General features: G+C 49.3%; 26 protein-coding genes. All 26 read left to right on the top strand.

Going from position 1 to position 20529, the window contains the following annotated elements; genetic code table 11:
- The first annotated feature begins 11 nt into the window (after positions 1 to 11).
- Positions 12 to 989 (top strand): major capsid protein, encoded by a 978-nt coding sequence (locus CWS43_RS09810; RefSeq protein ID WP_101076758.1) that lies wholly within the window; start codon positions 12 to 14, stop codon positions 987 to 989.
- A gap of 346 nt (positions 990 to 1335) precedes the next feature.
- Positions 1336 to 1767, top strand: coding sequence for a hypothetical protein (locus CWS43_RS27190; protein WP_157825372.1), 432 nt, complete (start codon positions 1336 to 1338; stop codon positions 1765 to 1767).
- A gap of 70 nt (positions 1768 to 1837) precedes the next feature.
- The gene (locus tag CWS43_RS09800) at positions 1838 to 3289 is read left to right on the top strand and encodes a glycosyltransferase family 2 protein (protein ID WP_101076756.1); all 1452 of its coding nucleotides are present in this window, start codon (positions 1838 to 1840) and stop codon (positions 3287 to 3289) included.
- A complete protein-coding gene (locus tag CWS43_RS09795; RefSeq protein WP_101076755.1) occupies positions 3271 to 3864 on the top strand; it encodes a hypothetical protein in 594 nt (197 codons plus the stop codon). The genes CWS43_RS09800 and CWS43_RS09795 overlap by 19 nt, the downstream gene beginning before the upstream one ends.
- Complete coding sequence (locus CWS43_RS09790) at positions 3861 to 4343, top strand: DnaT-like ssDNA-binding protein (RefSeq protein WP_101076754.1); 483 nt, start codon at positions 3861 to 3863, stop codon at positions 4341 to 4343. The genes CWS43_RS09795 and CWS43_RS09790 overlap by 4 nt, the downstream gene beginning before the upstream one ends.
- 1 nt (position 4344) lies before the next feature.
- On the top strand, positions 4345 to 4695 hold the full coding sequence (locus CWS43_RS09785) for a hypothetical protein (RefSeq protein ID WP_101076753.1): 351 nt from the start codon (positions 4345 to 4347) through the stop codon (positions 4693 to 4695).
- Between the two features lie 2 nt (positions 4696 to 4697).
- Positions 4698 to 5282 (top strand): hypothetical protein, encoded by a 585-nt coding sequence (locus tag CWS43_RS09780; RefSeq protein WP_101076752.1) that lies wholly within the window; start codon positions 4698 to 4700, stop codon positions 5280 to 5282.
- Entirely contained in the window at positions 5279 to 5686 is a 408-nt protein-coding gene (locus CWS43_RS09775) for a DUF4128 domain-containing protein (protein WP_101076751.1), read from the top strand. Before CWS43_RS09780 ends, CWS43_RS09775 begins: the two co-directional genes overlap by 4 nt.
- A gap of 46 nt (positions 5687 to 5732) precedes the next feature.
- The gene (locus CWS43_RS09770) at positions 5733 to 6413 is read left to right on the top strand and encodes a phage tail protein (protein ID WP_101076750.1); all 681 of its coding nucleotides are present in this window, start codon (positions 5733 to 5735) and stop codon (positions 6411 to 6413) included.
- A gap of 59 nt (positions 6414 to 6472) precedes the next feature.
- Positions 6473 to 6784, top strand: a complete 312-nt coding sequence (locus tag CWS43_RS09765; protein WP_101076749.1) for a phage tail assembly chaperone — start codon at positions 6473 to 6475, stop codon at positions 6782 to 6784.
- A 56-nt stretch (positions 6785 to 6840) separates the two neighbouring features.
- Positions 6841 to 7089, top strand: a complete 249-nt coding sequence (locus tag CWS43_RS09760; protein WP_101076748.1) for a DUF1799 domain-containing protein — start codon at positions 6841 to 6843, stop codon at positions 7087 to 7089.
- Positions 7089 to 10211, top strand: a complete 3123-nt coding sequence (locus CWS43_RS09755; protein ID WP_101076747.1) for a phage tail tape measure protein — start codon at positions 7089 to 7091, stop codon at positions 10209 to 10211. Before CWS43_RS09760 ends, CWS43_RS09755 begins: the two co-directional genes overlap by 1 nt.
- A gap of 32 nt (positions 10212 to 10243) precedes the next feature.
- A complete protein-coding gene (locus CWS43_RS09750; protein ID WP_101076746.1) occupies positions 10244 to 10585 on the top strand; it encodes a phage tail protein in 342 nt (113 codons plus the stop codon).
- A 14-nt stretch (positions 10586 to 10599) separates the two neighbouring features.
- Positions 10600 to 11352, top strand: a complete 753-nt coding sequence (locus CWS43_RS09745) for a phage minor tail protein L (RefSeq protein WP_101076745.1) — start codon at positions 10600 to 10602, stop codon at positions 11350 to 11352.
- A gap of 4 nt (positions 11353 to 11356) precedes the next feature.
- Entirely contained in the window at positions 11357 to 12067 is a 711-nt protein-coding gene (locus tag CWS43_RS09740) for a C40 family peptidase (RefSeq protein ID WP_101076744.1), read from the top strand.
- Between the two features lie 72 nt (positions 12068 to 12139).
- Complete coding sequence (locus CWS43_RS09735) at positions 12140 to 12343, top strand: DUF551 domain-containing protein (RefSeq protein ID WP_101076743.1); 204 nt, start codon at positions 12140 to 12142, stop codon at positions 12341 to 12343.
- A gap of 212 nt (positions 12344 to 12555) precedes the next feature.
- On the top strand, positions 12556 to 12765 hold the full coding sequence (locus CWS43_RS09730) for a hypothetical protein (protein WP_101076742.1): 210 nt from the start codon (positions 12556 to 12558) through the stop codon (positions 12763 to 12765).
- Complete coding sequence (locus CWS43_RS09725) at positions 12762 to 13139, top strand: hypothetical protein (protein WP_101076741.1); 378 nt, start codon at positions 12762 to 12764, stop codon at positions 13137 to 13139. The genes CWS43_RS09730 and CWS43_RS09725 overlap by 4 nt, the downstream gene beginning before the upstream one ends.
- A gap of 197 nt (positions 13140 to 13336) precedes the next feature.
- The gene (locus tag CWS43_RS09720; RefSeq protein WP_101076740.1) at positions 13337 to 14125 is read left to right on the top strand and encodes a hypothetical protein; all 789 of its coding nucleotides are present in this window, start codon (positions 13337 to 13339) and stop codon (positions 14123 to 14125) included.
- On the top strand, positions 14122 to 14505 hold the full coding sequence (locus tag CWS43_RS09715; protein ID WP_101076739.1) for a hypothetical protein: 384 nt from the start codon (positions 14122 to 14124) through the stop codon (positions 14503 to 14505). Before CWS43_RS09720 ends, CWS43_RS09715 begins: the two co-directional genes overlap by 4 nt.
- 75 nt (positions 14506 to 14580) lie before the next feature.
- Positions 14581 to 15114: a hypothetical protein gene (locus CWS43_RS09710; protein WP_157825371.1), complete on the top strand. Its 534-nt coding sequence runs from the start codon at positions 14581 to 14583 to the stop codon at positions 15112 to 15114.
- Between the two features lie 8 nt (positions 15115 to 15122).
- A complete protein-coding gene (locus tag CWS43_RS09705) occupies positions 15123 to 15542 on the top strand; it encodes a hypothetical protein (RefSeq protein ID WP_101076737.1) in 420 nt (139 codons plus the stop codon).
- Between the two features lie 55 nt (positions 15543 to 15597).
- Positions 15598 to 16188 carry a tail assembly protein gene (locus CWS43_RS09700; RefSeq protein WP_101076736.1) on the top strand — a complete coding sequence of 197 codons (591 nt, stop codon included), beginning with the start codon at positions 15598 to 15600 and terminating at the stop codon, positions 16186 to 16188.
- 54 nt (positions 16189 to 16242) lie between these two features.
- A complete protein-coding gene (locus tag CWS43_RS09695; protein ID WP_101076735.1) occupies positions 16243 to 19431 on the top strand; it encodes a host specificity protein J in 3189 nt (1062 codons plus the stop codon).
- Positions 19431 to 19745 carry a hypothetical protein gene (locus CWS43_RS09690; protein ID WP_101076734.1) on the top strand — a complete coding sequence of 105 codons (315 nt, stop codon included), beginning with the start codon at positions 19431 to 19433 and terminating at the stop codon, positions 19743 to 19745. The genes CWS43_RS09695 and CWS43_RS09690 overlap by 1 nt, the downstream gene beginning before the upstream one ends.
- Positions 19745 to 20413: a hypothetical protein gene (locus CWS43_RS09685; protein WP_101076733.1), complete on the top strand. Its 669-nt coding sequence runs from the start codon at positions 19745 to 19747 to the stop codon at positions 20411 to 20413. Before CWS43_RS09690 ends, CWS43_RS09685 begins: the two co-directional genes overlap by 1 nt.
- Positions 20414 to 20529 lie beyond the last annotated feature (116 nt).

The raw sequence follows: 20529 nt of genomic DNA, 5'->3' as shown, positions 1-20529 counted from the left end.
GGTAACGCCGCATGGCTTCCACACGTCTTTCAGACATTTTCATCAGCGATTACTACCAAACAATCGCACCGGTTAACAGCCCGGAGAGAACCGCTGTATACGACTCAGGAATTATCACACGCCTGCCAGCGCTCGACGCAGTGGCTCAAAATGGTCAAGGCACCGCCACTATCAGTTACTGGCAGGATTTGGACGCTGATGAAGCGCCGAATGCTTCCACTGATGATCCGGATGAAATCGGTAAAGTTGGTAAAGCCACTCAGGGCAGCATGCGTTCTCGTACTCTGTTCCTGAACAAGGGCTATGGGGTGGCTGACTTAGCATCTGAGTTAGCAAACAGTGACCCAATGACACAGATTCGCAACCGTTTCGGCACCTACTGGACTCGCCAATGGCAGCGTTATCTAATTGGTACTGCTCGCGGCATTATTGCCTCGAATATCGCCAATGACGACAGCGACATGGTTATTCAGGCGGGGGCAACAATCAGTGCACAAAACTTCATCGACGCTGCTTATACAGCAGGTGACGCCGCTGATGGTTTCTCTGCACTAGGTGCGCACTCCGTAGTCATGAAACAAATGGCTGAGCAGGATTTGATTGAATATCTGCGCGACTCCACAGGCCAGATTATCCTGCGTACTTACCTGGGTAAGCCAATCTTCATGGATGACAGCCTCAAAACAGCCGATGGCGGCTATTTGTCAGTGTTCTTCGGTTCTGGTGCTTTCGGTTATGGCGTCGGTACTCCGCATACCCCAACAGAATTGCAACGCAAGCCTGATGGAGGCAATGGCGGTGGTGCGGAAGTCTTGTGGGAACGAAAAACCTACATCATCCAGCCCGCTGGTTTCAGTTGGAAAGGTGAAGATGACCCGAACCTAACCCCGACCTATACCCAGATGGCAACTGCCACCAACTGGGAGCGTGTCTTTGACCGTAAGCAGGTTCCATTTGCTGCAGTATTGTCAGCCGGAGCCGGTTCGTAGACGTTAACCGTAAAGGGGCTTTGGCCCCTTTTAAAATAGTCATAAGATGCTGGAGTTGCTCTCAATGTTAGAGAGCAAATCAGCAGAGACTACCAACTGACTCAATACCTTTATGGCTATGCCACTGAAGCTCAGAAACGCTGCAAGTTTAACTTGTGATTACGATTTGTTCTAAAAATTATCAACTATTCAGCGCTTGATGATTAAGTGGCTATAGAATTAAGTAAGCCTGTAACAAAATAATGAGGGATAAAATATTATGTTCAGTGTTGTCACTTTGAATTTTTTTTCTAAAGTGATATTTTTCTTATCAATATAAGAAAATTCCTAGTGGCAAGGATCTATTTTGAAAAGGATGATTTCCGTTTTGTTGTGTGTCGGATTTATTAGCTCTTCATATGCAGCATATGTTCCTAATGAATATAATGTATGGCGGTCTTCTGATGGGGTGTTATACGGAACAACACAGACAGAAAGTAATGAGCCTGTTTTAGTCAGTATTGTTGGGCCTGGAACAGACTGGTCCACTATGGTGATATCCTTCATGAGCGACCAACATTGCGATCTGGATAAAAAAACAGCAAGTGTATGGATTAACATGAAACAAGAGGAATTGGATTATAGTTGCAAGCCTGTAGGGCATGGCAGCATCATTACGTACACCATTTCCAATTCAAAAAGAGCAAAAGAACTTTATTTTAATCTAACTTCAGGTTTTACTCTGGTCATAGATAAAAGAATTAATATATGGGCTGCTAATATTAAACAACCGAAATAGAATGCTTTCATAAGCAGATATTCAGTCTAAATGATAACCGCCCACGGGCGGTTTTTTTATGGGAGCCAATATGCAGGTCACTATTAATGGTGTCGCGTATGCGCCTGCGTGCGGTTCGCGTATTGGCATTGCCATCACCACGCACAACCGGCCTGCTGTTCTGGCAAAGACGATTGAACAGCACCTGAAGCACCTGCCTGCTGGCGCTAAGCTCATTGTTATTGATGACGGTTCCGCGCCAGCGGCCAGCGTTGTCGATATAGAAATAATCAGGCATGAAAAATCATTCGGGATTGTTGCTTCGAAGAACCGGAGCCTTGAGGCTCTGATTGATGCCGGTTGTGAGCACATTTTTCTGTGGGACGACGACGCTTATCCGATCAGTGATAACTGGCACGTTCCTTACATCGAATCCCCCGAACCTCACCTGGCTTATCAATTTCTTGATCTGGCTGGCGCGCAGAAGCTGAAGGATATGGCAGTGTTGTATCGCGATGACCAGCATGTTGCATATACCGGCCAGCGAGGCGTGATGCTCTATTACCACTGCAGCGCGATTGAGAAGGTCGGCGGCTTTGACCCGGTTTATGGTCGTGGCATGTACGAGCATCCCGATCTGGCGCTGCGCATTCATAACGCTGGCCTGTCAACGTGGGCATTCGCTGATGTAATTGGTTCTGAAAAGCTGATTCATTCGTTGGATGAGCATGCGGCTGTCGAACGTTCTGTCCCTCAGCCTGACCGTGAGGCGCTGGTAAAGCGCAATGTCGGAATTTACAACGGCAGGCGGGACAGCGGCTATACCGGCTTTGCCCCTTATCGGCGCGAACGTGACGTGGTCATTACGACACTGCTGACCAGTCAGCCAGATCCCCAGCGTGCAGCTGCAATGAAGCCAGATGAATCAGTTCTTTTTGCCTGGTCATCTTCGATTCGCGGCGCAGACGCTGTGGTGCTGGCTGACCAGCTCAATGCTGCACCTGCTGGCGCGTCTCTGGTTATGGTGCCCGCGGTTCAGATGAGCCCGTACTTTGCCCGCTGGGTTCACATCTATCAGTACCTCAGAGCGCATCCTGAATACCGGTTCGTGTGGTGTACTGATGGCACTGACGTTGAGATGTTACGTGAGCCTTGGGCTGAGATGGTACCCGGCAAGATATACGTTGGCTCTGAGCACAAGACTTATGCCGACGGATGGATGAAAGCCAATCACCACGGGCGCGCGTACTGTGAATTCATCGACCATCACCGCGATGACCCACTGCTTAACGCCGGTCTCCTTGGCGGTTCGCGTGCTGACGTGATGGAGTTTGCGCACCGGATTATCAGGCTGCATTGCCGCATCGAAAGCCAGCGGTTCTGGAAGATGGAAACAGCGCCAGCGACCGAGGTTGATATGGGCGCTTTCGGCATGGCTGCAAAGTCCTTCGGTGATCGTGTTGTTACCGGACCAAAGGTACACACCGTCTTTAAATCTGATGATGGTATTGGTAAGGAGTTCGCATGGTATCGGCACAAGTGACCTTCTGTGTTGTAGGCCACAACAAGCGCCGAGACATGGCGACTCGCCTCGCTGACACGCTGAGCGCACACCTGTTGATTGATGAAGGCGACCACGGCAGTAACTGGAATCACCGGCGCGCCATCGAGTGGGCCGGTGGGCAGGCTTGTCGCGTTGTCGTAATCGAGGATGATGCGATCCCTGTTTCTGGCTTCATTGAAACTGTTACTGACTGGCTAGGCCGCTTTCCTGATGACCTCATCAGCTTCTATCTTGGTACCGGTCGGCCACCCCAATATCAAATGGCAATCGCAGGAAAACTGATTAACGCCGACAAAAATCGGTCAGATTTTGTCACGTTGCCGCGACTTATCCACGGGGTTTGTTACAGCCCACCGAAACAGGTCATTGATAAAATATTGAGCCGTTGGAACTATGCGAAGGCAGCAGATTACGCGGTCGGCGATGCCTACGGTGGTGCGGTGATTTATCCATGTTATTCGCTGGTTGATCATCTGGATGAGAGCAGCGTCGAGAGTCATCCTGACAATGTTCCCCGCACTGAACGTCGAAAAGCGTGGAGGCTTTACCAATGATAATTACAGATCCGACATCGCCGGAATTCAACAGCTACACGAACGTCGCAGATTTGAAGAACTTTGCATCTGCCCGGGGAAATTCATTGCCGGAAGACGACGAAGAAATCGAAACGTTGCTTATTCAGGCGATGGACTATCTCGAAGGGCTTACCTGGCGAGGCAAACCAGAAGAAGCAACTCAGCCTTTGGCGTGGCCTCGTACGGGTATTAATCTGAATGGTTCGGCTGTTGTAGGTATTCCCCTAAAAGTCATTCAGGCTCAGTGTCGGCTGGCGATAGAGGCCCAAACTGTCGACCTTTCCCCAACATTCTCCGGTGGCGGAGAGGTCACTCAGGAAACAGTCGTCGGAGCTGTTAGCGTGTCATATGCCGAAGGCAGTAGCACATCAGCGCCTTATTTCAGTTGGCTTTCTGGTTTATTGCGCGGGCTGACTGGCGCGTCGTCATCCGTCAATTTTGACGTAATGCGGGGCTGACATGGCGATCAACTATCTACGAATGCGCGCTACCGCAACGAGATTGTTGACCGAGAACGGCCAGCAATATGCCCTCACTCGCGGTGGTACTGTGAAGATGGTAGGGGGCAAAGAAGTCACCATGCCAGTAGAAACGGCAACGCCAACCGGTGTCATCACGGCTTACGCACCAGGCGAAATCGACGGGACGCGGATCCAAAATGGTGACATCAAGCTAACCGCGACATATGCCGTCGAAATTAAAACTGATGACCGGATCGAGGTGGACGGTAAAAAGTATCGTGTTGTGTTGCCGGGACCAGTAAAACCAGCCGCCACGCTGATTTGTTATAAAGCGCAACTGAGGGCGTAGTCATGGCTGATAACGATTCGTTCATGGCATCGATCAACGCCTTTGTGGCTACGGCCAAAGCTAATCAGGAAGAAGTTATCCGAGCCACTGGTATAAAAATTCTTGCCCGTCTCGTTGATATGTCACCGGTGGGTAATCCTGAGGTTTGGGCAGTAAACCAGACCGCTGTTTCATATAACAAAGAAGTTTTCGACCATAACGAAGCGCTGAAGAGTGATGCCGCCAATCTGACGAAAACTGGCCGACTGAAACGCAATGCACGAGTCAGTGACAGCATGGATATTAAAGCACCTCCGGGCTATACCGGCGGGCGCTTCCGTGGCAACTGGCAGGTATCGCTAGATGCGCCAGCCACTGGCGAGACGGGGGTCATCGATAAAAATGGCGGTGCGACAAAATCGGCCGGCGGCCTGGTCATGGCGTCGTTCAAAGTGGGCACCAAATCCATCTACTTCTGCAACAACGTGCCATATGCCTATCTGCTGGAATTCGGCCATTCGAAACAGGCACCGGGCGGCATGGTACGCATCACAGCTGAAGAGTTTCAGCGATTCTTTACTGAATCAATACAGGAGGTGGCGCCGTGAGCCAGCAAGCTATTACTCAATTGCTAGAAGCGCGGCTTGGAAATTGGGCTGAAACGCAGGGATTGCAGGTCGCTTTTGATAATATCGAGTTTACCCCTCCGGATGGCATCTATCTGGAATCTCAGGTTATGCCAGCGACAACGACGGCTATCGACCTAAGTCGAAAGGCCAAAGTGTTTCGTGGCGTCTACCAGATTAATGTGATCGCGCCTGCCGGTACCGGAAAATCTGCCGGTGGTTCCATTGCTGAACAACTGATCGACTTGTTCCCTGAAAATCAGGAAATGAGTGACGGCGAACTGACTTGTTTCATCAACAGCGCGCCCAGCGCTTTCGCGGGCATATCCACTGATACCTCTTACACCATCCCCGTCAGCATGTCTTATCGCGCTGACGTCTCATAAGCGCCGCCTGCTGGCGGTTTAAATTCCTTCTTAACGGAGAATCCCAATGGGCTCTTTTGCATTGCCTAACGGCGCGACTGTATTTGTCGGGTCAAAACTCGCTGCCGCAGTGGCAGTGACTGCAGTATCAAACACAGAAGGCGCGGTATTTACTGTTGCCAACGATCACGGTCTCGCTGTTGATGATACCGTTCTTATTTCTTCCGGTTGGGGGCTTATCGACAACCTGGTTGCACGCATCTCAAGTCAGACGACGACATCGGTCACCATCGATGTGCTCAATACCTCAGACACCAATTTCTTTGCTGCTGGCGCTGGTATCGGCTCACTTAGCAAAGTCACCGAATGGACTGAGATCCCGCAGATTACAGAAGTCGCATCCAGCGGCGGCGATCAGCAGTATGTGCAGATTCAGTTCCTGTCAGATGACCGTCAGCGCAACCTCGCCACCTACAAAGCGGCGAAAACGCAAACCTTCACGCTGGCGCATGATTCTACTCTGCCTATTTACAGCGTGCTGACCGCCGGCGACCGAAGTGGTGACACTTTGCCGCTGCGCATGTACGTGCCGAAAGCCAAAGAAATGCGCTACTGGTCAGGCACCCCATCCTTTGACCCACAGCCGACCACAACGGTGAATGCTGTCGAAACCGTTCAGGCCGCCTTTGCCGTGCAGTCGCGAGACATGACTTTTTATAAAGACAGCACGTCTGAGCCTTCCAGCTGAAACAGCTTCTAATTTGAGCCCGGAAACGGGCTTTTTATTCACTTTTTACTGAGGCCACTATGGCAGCCAAATTTAAATTAAAACCGAATCCAACATTTAAAGCTGATGTGACTATTCCTGTTCCTGGTGACGAGCCGGGGATTGTGACCTTCACGTTTAAGCATCGCCCGATCAAAGAACTGGCGGATCTGGAAAAGGTCGAGGGTAAACACATCTCTCAGTTCCTACTCGAAATCACTGAAGGCTGGGCGTTGCCTGACGAATTCAACCAGGAGAATGTTGAAATTCTGCTGGATAACTATCCGCGCGCCGGTGAGGCGGTCATGAAAGCGTACTACGCCGAATTGCTGGGTAATCGCGAAAAAAACTGATAGCGGTTGCATCGGCGTTCTATACGCCTGATCCCACTACGGAAGAACTGGCTGGCATGGGGCTGACTGCGGATGATTTTGACGATGTCATCATCGATGTCTGGCCCGACGTTTGGCCTGCTTTCGACGTGTTTCAGTCAGCCAGTACGCAATGGCGGGTGGGTATGAGCGGGGCGACCGGTTTGGATTATAACTGTCTGCCTTGGCTGATGCGTACGCAAGGTATAGACGACGAGGCAACCGCGCTGCATGACATCCGGGTAATGGAAAGAACGGCATTAAAAATCATGCATAAGGGGGCGTAATGGCTGGTGATATTGCAACGATTTCGCTCAAGGTCAACACCTCCGACGTCGAGCGCGGCAGTAACGAGCTGGATAAATTTGCTGATGCGGCTGCCGACGCGGCAAAGGGAGCAGATAACTTCGGCACCAGCGGCAAAGGCGCAGCCAAAGTATCGGCTGAGGTGGCGCGCGAAGTGGAAGACACGCACCGGCGGGTGCGCGAATTCACTGAGGGGCTGAAGCAGAACGAAGCCAGCACTAAGGGCGTGGCGCAGGCTACCGCCCAGCAGCAGCAGGAGCTGCGCACGTTGCTTACCCAGATCAATCCGGTAACGGCCGCATTCGAAAAGCTCGACAACATGGAGCAGCAGCTGTCGCGTTTCAATGCCAAAGGGCTGATCGACAGTGACACCTTCCGCGACGCGGCCCGTACCATTCAGCAGGCGAGGGAGGAGCTTGGGCGCGCTGCTGATGCCAGAACCGAGGAAGGCCGGGCAGCCGCCGCAGCGGCACAGCAAGACAAAGCCGCCGCAGCTGCGAAAGAGACTTTTCTTTCAAAATTGCGCGATCAGAATGCCCTCTATAAAACGTCAGCATCAGAGGCGGCGGAATACAGAGCCTCGCAGCTTGGTATCACGCAGGAGGCTGCACCGCTTATTGCAGCGATGCGGCAGCAGGAAGATGCAACACGCCGAGATGCTGAGCAGAAACGTTTGTCGGCCCAATCATCACGCGTGCTCAAGCAGGCTATCGCTGAGCTGGAAGCCGCTGAACGGTCAGCCGCGCAGGAAGAGCAGCGTGCGGCTAATACCCGGCAAAGTTTCATCAAGTCGCTGAGCGACCAGGCAAACGCTATAGGCAAAACCAGAGCCGAAATTCTTGAGCTAAAAGCTGCTGAATTAGGTGTAACAACGCAAGTCACGCCATTTATTGCCAGATTGAAAGAGCAGGAATCAGCCATGAAGAATGGCGCGGTTTCTGCCGGGCAATACCGGCAGGCAATGCGCCAACTGCCCGCGCAGCTAACTGATGTCGTCACATCCTTGGCTTCTGGTATGCCTGTTTATATGGTTGCTATTCAACAGGGCGGCCAGATTAAAGATTCGTTCGGTGGCATTGGGGCTGCAGCGAAAGCATTGTCCACATTTATTTCCCCGATGAATTTACTCATTGCCGGTACAGCGGTGGTCTTTGGTGGAGCCTATCTTGCAATTTACAAGGCAAAACAGGTCATCGATGACACCACCACCACGGTAACTAAAACCCTCGGCGTGACTGGTGATGCGGCTACAAAATTAGCACTCAACATTATCGGTATTGCTGATGCTTCTAATCAGTCGGTCGATGATACCAGCAAACTTTTTATCACCATCAGTGACGGCGCAGACCAGGCAGTTAACAAAATGCTATCGGTCGGCATTGGTTATTCAGATGCCAAAAAATATGCTGATGATTATAAAAATAGCGCTGATTTCAGCGGCCTGAATTCAATTATCGAAGATCATAAGCTGAAAGTTCTTGGCATAAAAAGTGCCTGGAACGAAGCTATTGAGGAGCAGCGTAACTATTACGCTGGTAGCGGCGGGTCAAAGCAAAACGTATCTCTGGGTGGTGCTTATGATCCTGCGGCAGCGCTCATTGATAAGCAAAAGACCTTACTCGGAGATGTCACCTCTGCAACCATCGCCGGTAACCTGGCAACAAAAGAGCGCGTTGACTGGATAAATAAAGAGTATTTAGCCACTGACCGTGTGGCAGGAGCGGAAGCCCGGCTGACTGAAACCAGAAAGAAGGCAAAACTCATTGCTGACTCTGGTGATAAAGAGGCGATAGCAAACGCCGGAAAATTGATAGCGGCCAGAGAAAAGGAAGTCGAACAAGCCAAAAAGAGTCAGGTCCCGAAAACGCCGAAGCAAAAGGCATTTCAGGATGATGCCGGTACGCGTGAACTGCTGGCAAGCCAGCAACGCGTCGCTGCGCTTAAGGATCAGGTCTCGGCCAGCCTGACGCTGACCAGCCAGGAGCAGCAACTGGCGAAGTTCACTCAACAGATTGCTGATCTGAAGAGCAAAACAATCCTGACAGCTGATCAGAAGTCTTTACTGGCGCGCTCCGGGGAAATAACGGCCAGCCTGCAGCTGGAAGCACAACTTTCTCGCGAAAACGTTCAAAGAGAGAAGGCTGTAAAGGCGCTAAAGCAGATGCAGGACTACACGACGTCGATTGTCAGTAAAAATGCACAGAATCAGGAGAAGTTTGGGCTCACCACGAAACAAGCCGGGCGGGTTGATCAGGAAACTCAGCTCGATAATACGTTTCGTAAACAGACCGATGGCATCACTGATCCGGCAGCATTAACCAAGATTACTGCCGAATACAATCGGGCGAAAGATGCTTTGCGTTCAGGTTGGGATCAGGAAGATGCCAATCAGGGGGACTGGCTTGCGGGAATGAACCAGGGGATTTCTCAGTTTGGGGAAAACGCGAGCGATGTGTTTACTGCGACCAGCCAATTGGCGCAAACAACGCTTAGTGACATGTCGTCAATGATGACTTCATTGGTGACTACGGGTAAAGCTAATCTGAAGGATTTTGCCAAATCCTTCCTGACCAGTATCGTTGACATCATTAATAAGCTGCTATTGGCCCAGGCCGTTCAGGCTGCAATGGGGTGGATTAGCAGTTCATTCGCGGCAGGCGCGGGATCAGCCACCGCAGCCTCCAGCAGTTCGTTTTCGTCAGGTGCTTATAGCGGATTGTCGTTTGATTCTGGTGGCTACACCGGTGAAGGCGATAAATACGCGCCAGCCGGTATCGTTCACCGCGGCGAATTCGTCATGACCAAAGAAGCCACAAGTCGGATTGGCGTCGATAATCTGTATTCAATGATGCGAGGTTATGCAGATGGTGGCCTGGTTGGAGCAAAAGCTGGTATGTTTGGCCTGGCAGGCAGCCAGTCGAATTCGACCATTGTTCAGACATCTGTTGTTGTACAGGCAGGCAGTAATCAGCAACAGACGTCGGGAAACAATGATGCAATTGGCAAGGCCTATCAGCAGGTGATTGATCAATCTGTCAAAGATGGCATCACTAAGGCGCTGCGTCCCGGCGGCCTTATATACAACGCACAAAACTCACGCTAACCGCCTTCGGGCGGTTTTTTTATGGGGAATTTATGGCAATCGACACGTTTAGTTGGCGCGTCCAGGGCTCGCCGGAAGGTTCCTATGACTGGCGGACACGATCTGCACAGTTCGACAGCGGCTATAAGCAGGTTGCAGGAGATGGCATTAATCCGGAAACCCAGACATGGCCGCTTACTTTTCAGGGGCGCGAAAAGGACATCACTCCCATCCTTACGTTTGTACGTAATCACGTCACGAAATCATGCGTCTGGACGCCGCCATATGGCGTAGCTGGTCTTTATCGCGTTACGAAAGACTCTATCAAAGCAAACCCGATTGGCGGTACTGCGATGAGTGTTTCATTCACTTTTGAGCAGGCTTATTCGGTCTGAGAGCAGGCGATCACATGGTAATGAATTCTGATGTCCAGAAGCTGGAGCCGGGAAACAAGCTGCGGCTGTACGAAGTCGATGGTTCCGCTTTTGGGGCAGATATTTTACGGTTTCACAATGAAACGATACCACATACGCCGGAAGACATTGCGGCCGCAGGCGGCGATGAAACCAAACTGTTGCCGAAGTCAGTTTGGTGGCAGGGAATCGAGTATTCAGCGTGGCCGACACAAATCGATGGGATTGAAGATTCAACTGACGGCTCATCAGCACAACCCAAACTGACGGTCGCTAACCTGAATAGCAGCATCACAGCACTGTGCCTGGCTTATGACGATATGTTGCAGGCAAAGGTCACCATTCATGACACGTTTAAGCATTATCTGGATGCGAGAAACTTTACGGATGGAAATTCGACTGCTGATCCGACGCAGGAAAAGCTTAGTGTTTTCTATATCGACAGTAAGAGCCAGGAAGACAATCAGGTAGTCGAGTTTACTTTAAGCAGCCCGATGGATTTGCAGGGGGAAATCCTGCCCAAGCGGCAAATACACGCGATCTGTACGTGGGCTATAAACGGCTGGTATCGCACGGGTAATGGCTGTTCCTATTCCGGGGCGGCCTATTTCGACAAATTCAGTAATCCGGTTGATGACCCTTCTAAGGATGTCTGCCCCGGCACATTGACTGGTTGTAAATGCCGGTTTGGCGCTGATAATGAACTCGATTTCGGTGGTTTCCCCGGCACCAGCTTACTGAAGAGTTAACTCGATGGACGATAAACTGATTCAGGCTATTATGGCGCATGCTGAAGCTGAGTATCCGCGAGAGTGCTGCGGCGTGCTGGCGCAGAAATCGCGGATAACTAAATATTTCCCATGCCGCAATCTGTCCGTAGACCCGACAGAGCATTTCCATCTCGATCCCGGCGGATATGCCGACGCAGAGGACTGGGGGGCAGTGATCGGCATTGTGCATAGCCACCCGGATGCAACGACTCAGCCGAGCGAACTGGACAAAGCCCAATGTGATGCGACTGAATTGCCCTGGCACATCGTGAGCTGGCCGGAAGGAGACTTACGCACCATTCAGCCGCGTGGTGAGTTGCCGTTACTCGAGCGTCCGTTCGTGCTCGGACACTCGGACTGCTGGGGCCTTGTGATGAGCTATTTCCGGCAAACGCACAGTATTGAGCTGACTGACTACCGGGTTGATTATCCCTGGTGGGAAAAGCAGTATCCGGATAATTTCTATCATGAGTGCTGGTACGAATGCGGGTTTCGCGAGTTCTCCGGAGCGCCAGCAGCAGGGGATTTGGTGATCATGCAGATTCAATCCGATAAATGGAATCATGCGGGGATCTTGCTCGAAGGCAACATGTTGTTGCACCATATGTACGGAAGGCTTAGCCAGCGCGTGCCGTATGGCGGGTATTGGCGGGAAAGAACGATGAAAATAGTCAGGCACAAAGATCTGATGTAGCTCATTTAGGTGGGCTTTTTGCTTTGAGGTTAGTGCTATCATCAATCTTCATTACTTGATGGAGTTATTCCCATGAAGTGGATTTCAGTCGGAGATTCTCTACCCGAGACCCGGTCTCAATTTCAAATGGTTATTGTGGCTTCAAATAAAGGCATAGGTGTTGCCAACTATAACAAAGTTAACGGTTTTGAAAGAGTTGTGCTTAATGGAGGCACTCAATATTCACGCCTTGAAATTAGCCACTGGATGTATCTACCAGAAGACCCAGTTTCGTGATTAACAAACCCTCCTCGGAGGGTTTTCGGGGGCAGTAATGCCCATATTTGGTTTTTAATTAATCAACTTTTAGTTGAAAACCCCATGAGGCATGCATACACTCAAGAAAGGTGACATTCGTGCCGATACATAGGTTTGATGTCTATCATCCAAATTTTCCTTGCTAAGCAAGATTCCAGTTGGCTCCAATAGTCTCGGCTAAGGAGATTTTTATGTTCAAATTCAATATGCTTGTTCAGCAGAACTACGCCTCATTCCAAGATGAAGCCGGCAGATGTGTGATTGTCGATAGCTTTGATAACAAAGAATTTGACGTGAGGTTTGGCACTCGAAGCAACAGCAAATTGATTGGGACTGTTGTTGCCGATAGTGATGCTGAACTTAACGAGAGACTTGAGCAAGTCGTGGCTGACCATCTATGACAATTTCGCGTCAAGGTTTAGACGATCTTGAGGCGCTGGTAAATGAAGACCTCGACAAAGACTGCCTTGAAATTTCAATATCTGGTCATTTCGCTATTGATAGAGTTAATGATCAGCGTAATAACCCAGCAATTACGTTGCCTGAGTTGGAAGATATATTCAAAAAGGTACAGGCTTCACATTCCAAAACAATACAGGGATTCCCCGATGGCACTGCTTTTGTTATAAAGTGCAAGGCATCAAAGATAAACATCCCTTGTTTCATTGAGTTAACAAGAAAGTATAACAAGCCATGGGCTAGAATCACCCTTGCGACAATACAGCGTAAGGATCCGTTCTTAACAAATGACCCGCACATTCTAGAAGTCAATTAGATCGAATCCAAATGACATGACTAAGCCACCTACGGGTGGCTTTTTGCTTGGAATACTCATCATCCAACCTCGCTCTGGCGGGGTTTTTTATTGCCAGCAGTACTATTTGCCACGGGTTAGCGGTGATCAAACGATCAGTAACGTAGAATGGTTTTTCGATGCTAGCATTGAGAGAATTTATCTAATTACGCGCCATTATGCTGCCACCAAAACCCAAAAGCGAAGTTGAGTCGATTAACGCGCTAATATCTCAAATCACTCCCTATCTACAGGGGGAGGCAGAGTACACTGATTTTATTAGACGTCGAATCGACGCACAAATCGATGAAGTGAACGATCCATACTATTACAAAGCTGCTCGGTTCTATTTTCTTTTCTCGATAGGAGAAAACGAAGAGGGCGCAAGATTAGCAGAAGAAGTCATAATGGAGAGGCCTTCTGATTTTATAGCATGGGGTAACTATATTCTCTGCACGCTATATACAATGGGCCTGGAGAAGGCATTTGAATTATCCGTGAGAGCAGCAGAGAAAACCAACTCGCCGAAGATGGTGAGGGATACAATTTACTACGCTAGAGGCTTGGGTGATTATCAAGCTTTTGAGAAATACCTAGCCAAGTACTCGCTGATGGGTAATCCTGATTTCGATTTAAGCGATGAAGATAATTCTGCCTTGCCACTTGCTGTCGAACAGGCCGCTCTGGCTATGAACTCCGGATTTGCTGATGAGATTTCTCACGTGGGAAAAATGATGCACTCAATGATTAAGCCTTTGCAGCAAATTGATGCCATGAGTAGTTTCTATCTCATAGAAGATGAAGGGGAAAAGTCATACGTATTGGAAATTACCCCTCCAGGCATTACTCCGGAAGAGTGTGCAGAGTTGAATATTGCATTAGTTAAAAAACGGGCGGCGACTTTAGGCACAAACTGGGATGTTGTCGGAATATTTTCTAATGAAGTTACTAAGCAACGAGGGTTATGATGCCAGTAACTGCTGATGATTTTCTTAAGTCTGCCCTTTCTTTTGAAGACTGCCGCCACGAAATGACACTTAGAAATCGTGTTAGTAGGGCTTACTATGGCGCTTATTTGTTGGCTCGTGATGTTCAGATAGCATCCAAGATTAAAGCGCCAAATGGACGCGGCGGAGTTCATGCTCAGTTGATTGATTACTACAGGCAAGAAATGAACCCTGAAATGGGAAGCGTCTCACAGAGAGAGATTGCTGGGCTACTCAGTATGGCAAAGGTACTGAGAACCAAGGCTGACTATAAATTGAATATCCTGATACCTGCTAGTGATGGATCAACTGCTGTGCGGTGTGCTCAAGATGTACACCTGATAATCAAGAACCACGGCTAACCATTTTGCGTTGCCTTACGTCATTCCGGTGGTAGGATGTTACCACTTGTAACTTGTCTATAAGAAAGGTATGAAATGACGAAATATTTATTTTTAGGTGCTACGGCTTTCCTCCTTTTCCCAAGTGCTTCATCGTTCGCTAATGATTGGTCTACTTACTTCAAGAATGATGAGATGCGAGGTACTGCGCAGAAGTTTGTGCGTTCTGTTTCTGATAACTCTGTTGATTTTGATTTTCCGTATAATGGCGGATCACAGATGACTATTGTTCTCCGCTCAAAGAAAGTCACGCTCAAAGACGGGCAAAAACCAGATGACCTGAAACCTACTGAGGCCGTTTTGGTTATGAGCAAGGGCCAGTTCTTGTGCAATTCATTTAATGACTGCCACATTTCTGTGAAGTTTGACGATGGAAAAATTCAGCAGTACTCAATGACAGAAGCCGCAGATGGAAGTTCTGATGTGATCTTCTTTGAAAACTCGGCATCCTTCATTAAAAATGTCAGCTCTCACAAAAAACTGATTATTGAGGCTGAATTTTATCAAGCCGGAAATAAGCAGTTTAAATTTGACCTCACTGGTTACTCATCTCCAAAAATTGAGCAATAGGTCTTAATGTGAAAAAACTACACATAGCAGTGCTGGCGTTCGGGCTGGTGGGGTGTTCCACAAGTGCGGTGCCGCTTAATGATGCAAAGCAAGTTTCAGTAGAAAGAACGTTTAAATATCAAACGGCGCATGATGGTGACGCAAAACTTATCGTGATCCGTGACAGCGGTATCGTTGGAAGCGGGTGTTATGCCGCCGTTTATATAAATGGTGAAAAAGCGGCATTACTGAATTCTTCTGAGAAGGCTACATTCTATCTGAATGGTGGCGAGTATGATGTTGGCGCAGCGTTTGATGGAGCTGCTTTATGCTCAATGAGCAAGGATAGACAGGAAAGAACTGTCGTCCTGAAGGCAAATAAAACCAAAGTGGTTAGAGTTTTTTCTGATGGAAATGCAAATCTGGATATAAAGCCAACAACCCTCTAAATCCTGCTTATCAACTAAACCACCTTACGAGGTGGTTTTTTTTGGAAAAAAATAAATGAAAGAAATAATGACACAAATCCACCTCGGGGGATCCCTTGGGAAGATATTCGGAAAAACTCACAACCGTGCAGTTAAAACAACCAGTGAAGCTATAAGAGCTCTTTGTTGCACTATAAATGACTTCGAGCGTTACCTTAATAACAGTAAGGCAAGGGGGGTTACATACGCTGTATTTCGCGGGAAAAAGAATTTAGGCGAAGACGACCTTGGTTTCCCTGTATCTGGGGAGGTAATCCGAATTGTGCCGATTATTATTGGCAGTAAACAAGCGGGTATTTTTCAAACAATATTGGGGGCAGCTCTTATTGCCGTAGCATTTGTGGCTTCGTTCACGCCTTTTGCTGCGGCTTCACCATTCTTATATGCGATGGGCGCATCTATGGCCCTCGGCGGCGTCATCCAGATGCTTTCCCCGCAGGCTGGCGGCCTTTCCGTGAAACAAGATGCCGACAATAAAGCTTCATATGCATTTGGCGGCGTGACCAATACAACCGCGCAGGGCAATCCTGTGCCACTGTTCTACGGCAAGCGCCGGATTGGTGGCGCGGTTATCTCGGCGGGGATTTACGCGGAAGACCAGCAATAAAGCTTTTATCTTTAAACAGGCATCCTTCGGGGTGCCTTTTTTTATGGGGCCAATATGGCGACAGCTACTGTAATTAAAGGCAGAAAAGGCGGCAGTTCATCTGCCCGAACCCCAACTGAGGCACCGGATGACCTTCAGTCTGTTGCGAAGGCAAAGGTTTTGTTGGCGCTGGCTGAGGGAGAACTCGGCGGCGAGCTGGATGGCACCAGCATCTTTCTTGATGGAACGGCGCTCACCAATGCGGACGGCAGCAATAATTTCAGCGGTGTAGCGTGGGAGTTTCGCCCGGGCACCCAGGATCAAAGATATATTCAGGGTGTACCCGGTACCGAAAACGAAATCAGCGTTAGCACTGAGATTACCGCGGTAAAGCCGTGGACACACACCTTCAACAATTCGCAGCTTTCTGCCGCTCGCGTTCGCCTGAAATGGCTCTCCCTGTATCAGCAGACGAGCGCTGGCGATATCAACGGGTATACAGTTCAGTACGCGATTGACCTGCAGATTGACGGCGGCACATGGCAGAATATTTTAACCGAGTCCGTGAGTGGTAAGACGACAACCGGTTATGAGCGAAGCCGCCGAATCGATTTACCTCAGTCAGGCACAACGTGGACGCTTCGGGTCCGTCGGCTATCGGCTGATTCAACGAGCTCTCTGATCGGCGATAAGATGACCATTGAGAGTTATACCGAAGTCATCGATGCCAAGCTCCGCTATCCAAATACTGCACTGCTTTATGTCGAATTTGACTCAAGCCAGTTCAATGGCTCTATTCCGCAAATTTCTTGTGAACCGAAAGGGCGTATCGTTCGCGTTCCGACAACATACGACCCTGTAACCCGCTCATATACAGGTACCTGGGATGGAACCTTTAAATGGGCGTGGACTGATAACCCGACTTGGATTTTCTACGATATCGTCGTAAATGACCGCTTTGGGCTTGGACAGCGACTTACTGCTGACAATATCGATAAATGGGAACTTTACCGCATATCGCAATATTGCGATCAGATGGTACCGGACGGGAAAGGTGGTAGTGGTACAGAGCCGCGCTACGTCTGCAATGTTTACGTGCAGGATCGGAACAGCGCGTTCAACGTAATCCGTGATTTTGCCGCCATCTTCCGAGGAATGACTTATTGGGGTAATAACCAATTGGTTGCGCTGGCGGATATGCCGCGTGATATCGATTACAACTACACTCGCGCGAATGTAATTGATGGGCGCTTTACGTACTCAAGCAGCACCACCAAGGCGCGCTACACGACAGCATTGGTTTCATGGTCTGATCCAGATAACGCCTACAGCGACGCCATGGAGCCGGTTTTTGAGCAGGATTTGGTAACGCGCTACGGTTTTAATCAGCTTGAACTTACGGCGATTGGCTGCACCCGCCAGTCAGAGGCAAACCGAAAAGGGCGCTGGGGGATCCTGACAAATAACAAAGACAGGATGGTTTCGTTTGGCGTCGGCCTCGATGGGATGATCCCTCTTCCTGGCTACATTATTGGTGTTGCAGATGAGTTGCTTTCCGGCAAAGTGACTGGCGGTAGAATCAGTGCGGTGAATGGGCGCGTCATAACTCTTGATCGCACTCCTGATGCTGTTGCCGGTGATCGCTTACTTGCGAATCTGCCCTCAGGCATATCGCAAAGCCGGACAATTCAGTCAGTCAGTGGGAAAGTTGTCACAGTCAACACTGCATTCGGCGAGACTCCAGAAGCCGAATCTGTATGGGTAGTTGAGTCTGACTCGCTTTTCGTTCAGCAATATCGTGTTGTCGGTCGCAAAGACAACAACGACAACACTTTCACCATCACCGCTACCTATCACGATCCTGATAAATATGACCGCATCGACACTGGTGCTGTTATCGATGAGCGTCCGATTAGCGTTATTCCGCCCGGCACACAGGCGGTGCCTGACAACATAATCGTTAGCAATACGTCGGTTGTCATACAGGGCTTATCGGTGGCTACGCTTCATGCGACCTGGGACACGGCAACTGGCGCAATCGCTTATGAAGCACAGTGGCGTAAAGATGATGGAAACTGGATCTCTGTTGCTCGCTCTTCAACTAATTCGTTCGATGTGTCAGGGATTTATGCCGGTAATTATTTGGTCCGTGTTCGTGCCATTAATGCCGCAGAAATATCTTCCGCGTGGGGTTATTCGGTATTGACCGCATTAACCGGAAAAGTCGGGATGCCTGCGAAACCAGTAGGTTTTTCGACCACGGGCATAAACTGGGGTATCCAGTTGAAATGGGGATTCCCAGAAAATTCAGCTGATACGCTGAAAACAGAAATCCAGTACTCGCCAAATTCCGACCAGTCAGATCCGCTACTTCTTACCGACGTGCCATATCCTCAGGCCACCTACACCCAATTAGGGCTTAAGGCTGGTCAAGAATTTTGGTACCGCGCGCAGCTGGTAGACAAAATTGGTAACGAGTCGGGTTACACCGATTGGATCCGGGGCATGGCGAACGACAACGCCGATGATTATTTGGGTGATATTGCCGATGGCTTCCTGAATTCTGACGACGGTGACCGGTTGACAAGCGACATTGAAACCAACATCGATGCCATCCTGCAGAATGCTTTAAACCTAAATTCGACTGTTGATCATCAGTTCGCTCAGAACGGTGAGGTGAGGGCCGATATTCTGACGGTCAAAACAACCATTGCTGAAGTTGACCAGGCGATGGCAGACCTGACCACTCAGGTGCAGGCACAGATTGGTGAAGTCACGGCGTCACTCGAAGACAAACTAACTGCGGTTGTTGATGCAGATGGTGCCTCTGCCATTTACACCCTAAAAACTGGCGTTCGTATTAATGGCGTGATGTATAACGCCGGGATGTCGATCGCCGTGCTTGCGCAGGCTGGTCAGCCTGTAGTGACACGCGTTGGTTTTAACGCAAACCAATTTGTGCTGATGTCAGGCTCGGGCGCCACGCAATATTCACCTTTTGCTGTTGTTAACGGTCAGGTGTTTATCAGTGATGCGTTCATTCAGGATGGAACAATAACGAACGCGAAGATCGGCAATTTCATTCAGTCGAACAACTATGACGGATTGACGCAGGGTTGGCAGCTAAGTAAATCAGGGACTTTCATCAATCTTGGAAATGCTGGCGGCGCTGGTGCAATGAAACAGACTAATACAACGATCAGTGCAAAAGATGATAACGGCGTGCTGCGTGTTCAGTTTGGTTTAATTACGGGAGTTTGGTAATGGCGGACTGGGGCATTCAAACATGGGACGCTAACAAAAACCCGGATAACACCGGCATCGTTCAAGTGCTTGTTGTGGCAACCGTATATTTAAGTGCCGGGCAAGTTTCCGGCACCTATTCATACTCAGTGCCAGCGGGATTTCAGGTTACGGCCATTCAGTCACCGATCACCGGTGATGCTTACTCTAGCTCGCGCAGGAAAATAACGGGCTCAGGCGGCACGATAACCATCAGCGATGCGAATGGAGATTATTCAGCAGGGACATATACAGCTGATGAGTGTTGGTTAATTATTTATCTGGTGAAAGCATAATGGCGACATGGGGAGCACTACTCGCGGATCAGTATGGGAATCCGTGGATTACACTGGACACAACGCCGATGTGTCTTGTGCAGAAAATTGTTTTAACACCTTCAACGGGGGGATCCTACAATTTGCCGGTGAACTCCTCTTCACCGTTTATTATTGCCTGCCACGCCACAGTGGCAAATACGCTTTTCTATATCAGAAAGGTTGGTTCGACTTATACCCTAAATTACTCAGTATCAGGTGTCGGCGGAAGTCCGGGCACGGTGACCATTTATATTTTTGGATATGTCATCCCGCAGCCTTTACCGAAATGGGGGGTTGCTATATGGAATGCTGCCGGTCAGTGCATTCTGACAAATGAAACGAAAGTGATGAATCCGCCGGTTGGATACGGCACCATCGGTTCTACAAATGACATTGGCTATCTCGTTGATAAGACCGTTGCAGGAAAGTGGGCGGTTCTGCCGCGCGTCATGGGCATCGTTGTCGGCGTTTTGGGAACGTCACAGCCGCGCCCCTGGTCTTCTCCCATTGATACCTCGGCATATTATAACGGCTCATCTACTCGGTTAACGGCGGGTCAGAGGGATGCGCCTGGTGAAGAATTACACAATGTTGGTTATTCAAATTCCAGAGACCAGATATTTGCAATTGATGTTTCCCGTTATTAATCAATAAATAGCGAAAACGATCGTTATAAACGATCAATCTCATAAAATTGATCTATATAACCAATTATACCGCCATAATATTCATTGCTACTGTCCTTTTATCTAAGTTAAAAGGG

It is taken from the genome of Rahnella sp. AA, from assembly GCF_002834385.1.
In the GTDB taxonomy this organism is placed as follows: Bacteria; Pseudomonadota; Gammaproteobacteria; order Enterobacterales; family Enterobacteriaceae; genus Rahnella.
Note: the sequence above shows the minus strand (reverse complement) of the source record. Positions and strands in the feature narration are given on the sequence as shown.

Coding starts and splice junctions, on each gene's coding strand:
- CWS43_RS09795 (WP_101076755.1), top strand. CDS start 3,271: ATGGTATCGGCACAAGTGACCTTCTGTGTTGTAGGCCACAACAAGCGC.
- CWS43_RS09715 (WP_101076739.1), top strand. CDS start 14,122: ATGATGCCAGTAACTGCTGATGATTTTCTTAAGTCTGCCCTTTCTTTT.
- CWS43_RS09745 (WP_101076745.1), top strand. CDS start 10,600: ATGGTAATGAATTCTGATGTCCAGAAGCTGGAGCCGGGAAACAAGCTG.
- CWS43_RS09685 (WP_101076733.1), top strand. CDS start 19,745: ATGGCGACATGGGGAGCACTACTCGCGGATCAGTATGGGAATCCGTGG.
- CWS43_RS09790 (WP_101076754.1), top strand. CDS start 3,861: ATGATAATTACAGATCCGACATCGCCGGAATTCAACAGCTACACGAAC.
- CWS43_RS09730 (WP_101076742.1), top strand. CDS start 12,556: ATGTTCAAATTCAATATGCTTGTTCAGCAGAACTACGCCTCATTCCAA.
- CWS43_RS09735 (WP_101076743.1), top strand. CDS start 12,140: ATGAAGTGGATTTCAGTCGGAGATTCTCTACCCGAGACCCGGTCTCAA.
- CWS43_RS09725 (WP_101076741.1), top strand. CDS start 12,762: ATGACAATTTCGCGTCAAGGTTTAGACGATCTTGAGGCGCTGGTAAAT.
- CWS43_RS09770 (WP_101076750.1), top strand. CDS start 5,733: ATGGGCTCTTTTGCATTGCCTAACGGCGCGACTGTATTTGTCGGGTCA.
- CWS43_RS09765 (WP_101076749.1), top strand. CDS start 6,473: ATGGCAGCCAAATTTAAATTAAAACCGAATCCAACATTTAAAGCTGAT.
- CWS43_RS09755 (WP_101076747.1), top strand. CDS start 7,089: ATGGCTGGTGATATTGCAACGATTTCGCTCAAGGTCAACACCTCCGAC.
- CWS43_RS09720 (WP_101076740.1), top strand. CDS start 13,337: ATGCTGCCACCAAAACCCAAAAGCGAAGTTGAGTCGATTAACGCGCTA.
- CWS43_RS09810 (WP_101076758.1), top strand. CDS start 12: ATGGCTTCCACACGTCTTTCAGACATTTTCATCAGCGATTACTACCAA.
- CWS43_RS09700 (WP_101076736.1), top strand. CDS start 15,598: ATGAAAGAAATAATGACACAAATCCACCTCGGGGGATCCCTTGGGAAG.
- CWS43_RS09690 (WP_101076734.1), top strand. CDS start 19,431: ATGGCGGACTGGGGCATTCAAACATGGGACGCTAACAAAAACCCGGAT.
- CWS43_RS09800 (WP_101076756.1), top strand. CDS start 1,838: ATGCAGGTCACTATTAATGGTGTCGCGTATGCGCCTGCGTGCGGTTCG.
- CWS43_RS09750 (WP_101076746.1), top strand. CDS start 10,244: ATGGCAATCGACACGTTTAGTTGGCGCGTCCAGGGCTCGCCGGAAGGT.
- CWS43_RS09740 (WP_101076744.1), top strand. CDS start 11,357: ATGGACGATAAACTGATTCAGGCTATTATGGCGCATGCTGAAGCTGAG.
- CWS43_RS09760 (WP_101076748.1), top strand. CDS start 6,841: ATGGGGCTGACTGCGGATGATTTTGACGATGTCATCATCGATGTCTGG.
- CWS43_RS09785 (WP_101076753.1), top strand. CDS start 4,345: ATGGCGATCAACTATCTACGAATGCGCGCTACCGCAACGAGATTGTTG.
- CWS43_RS09710 (WP_157825371.1), top strand. CDS start 14,581: ATGACGAAATATTTATTTTTAGGTGCTACGGCTTTCCTCCTTTTCCCA.
- CWS43_RS09780 (WP_101076752.1), top strand. CDS start 4,698: ATGGCTGATAACGATTCGTTCATGGCATCGATCAACGCCTTTGTGGCT.
- CWS43_RS09695 (WP_101076735.1), top strand. CDS start 16,243: ATGGCGACAGCTACTGTAATTAAAGGCAGAAAAGGCGGCAGTTCATCT.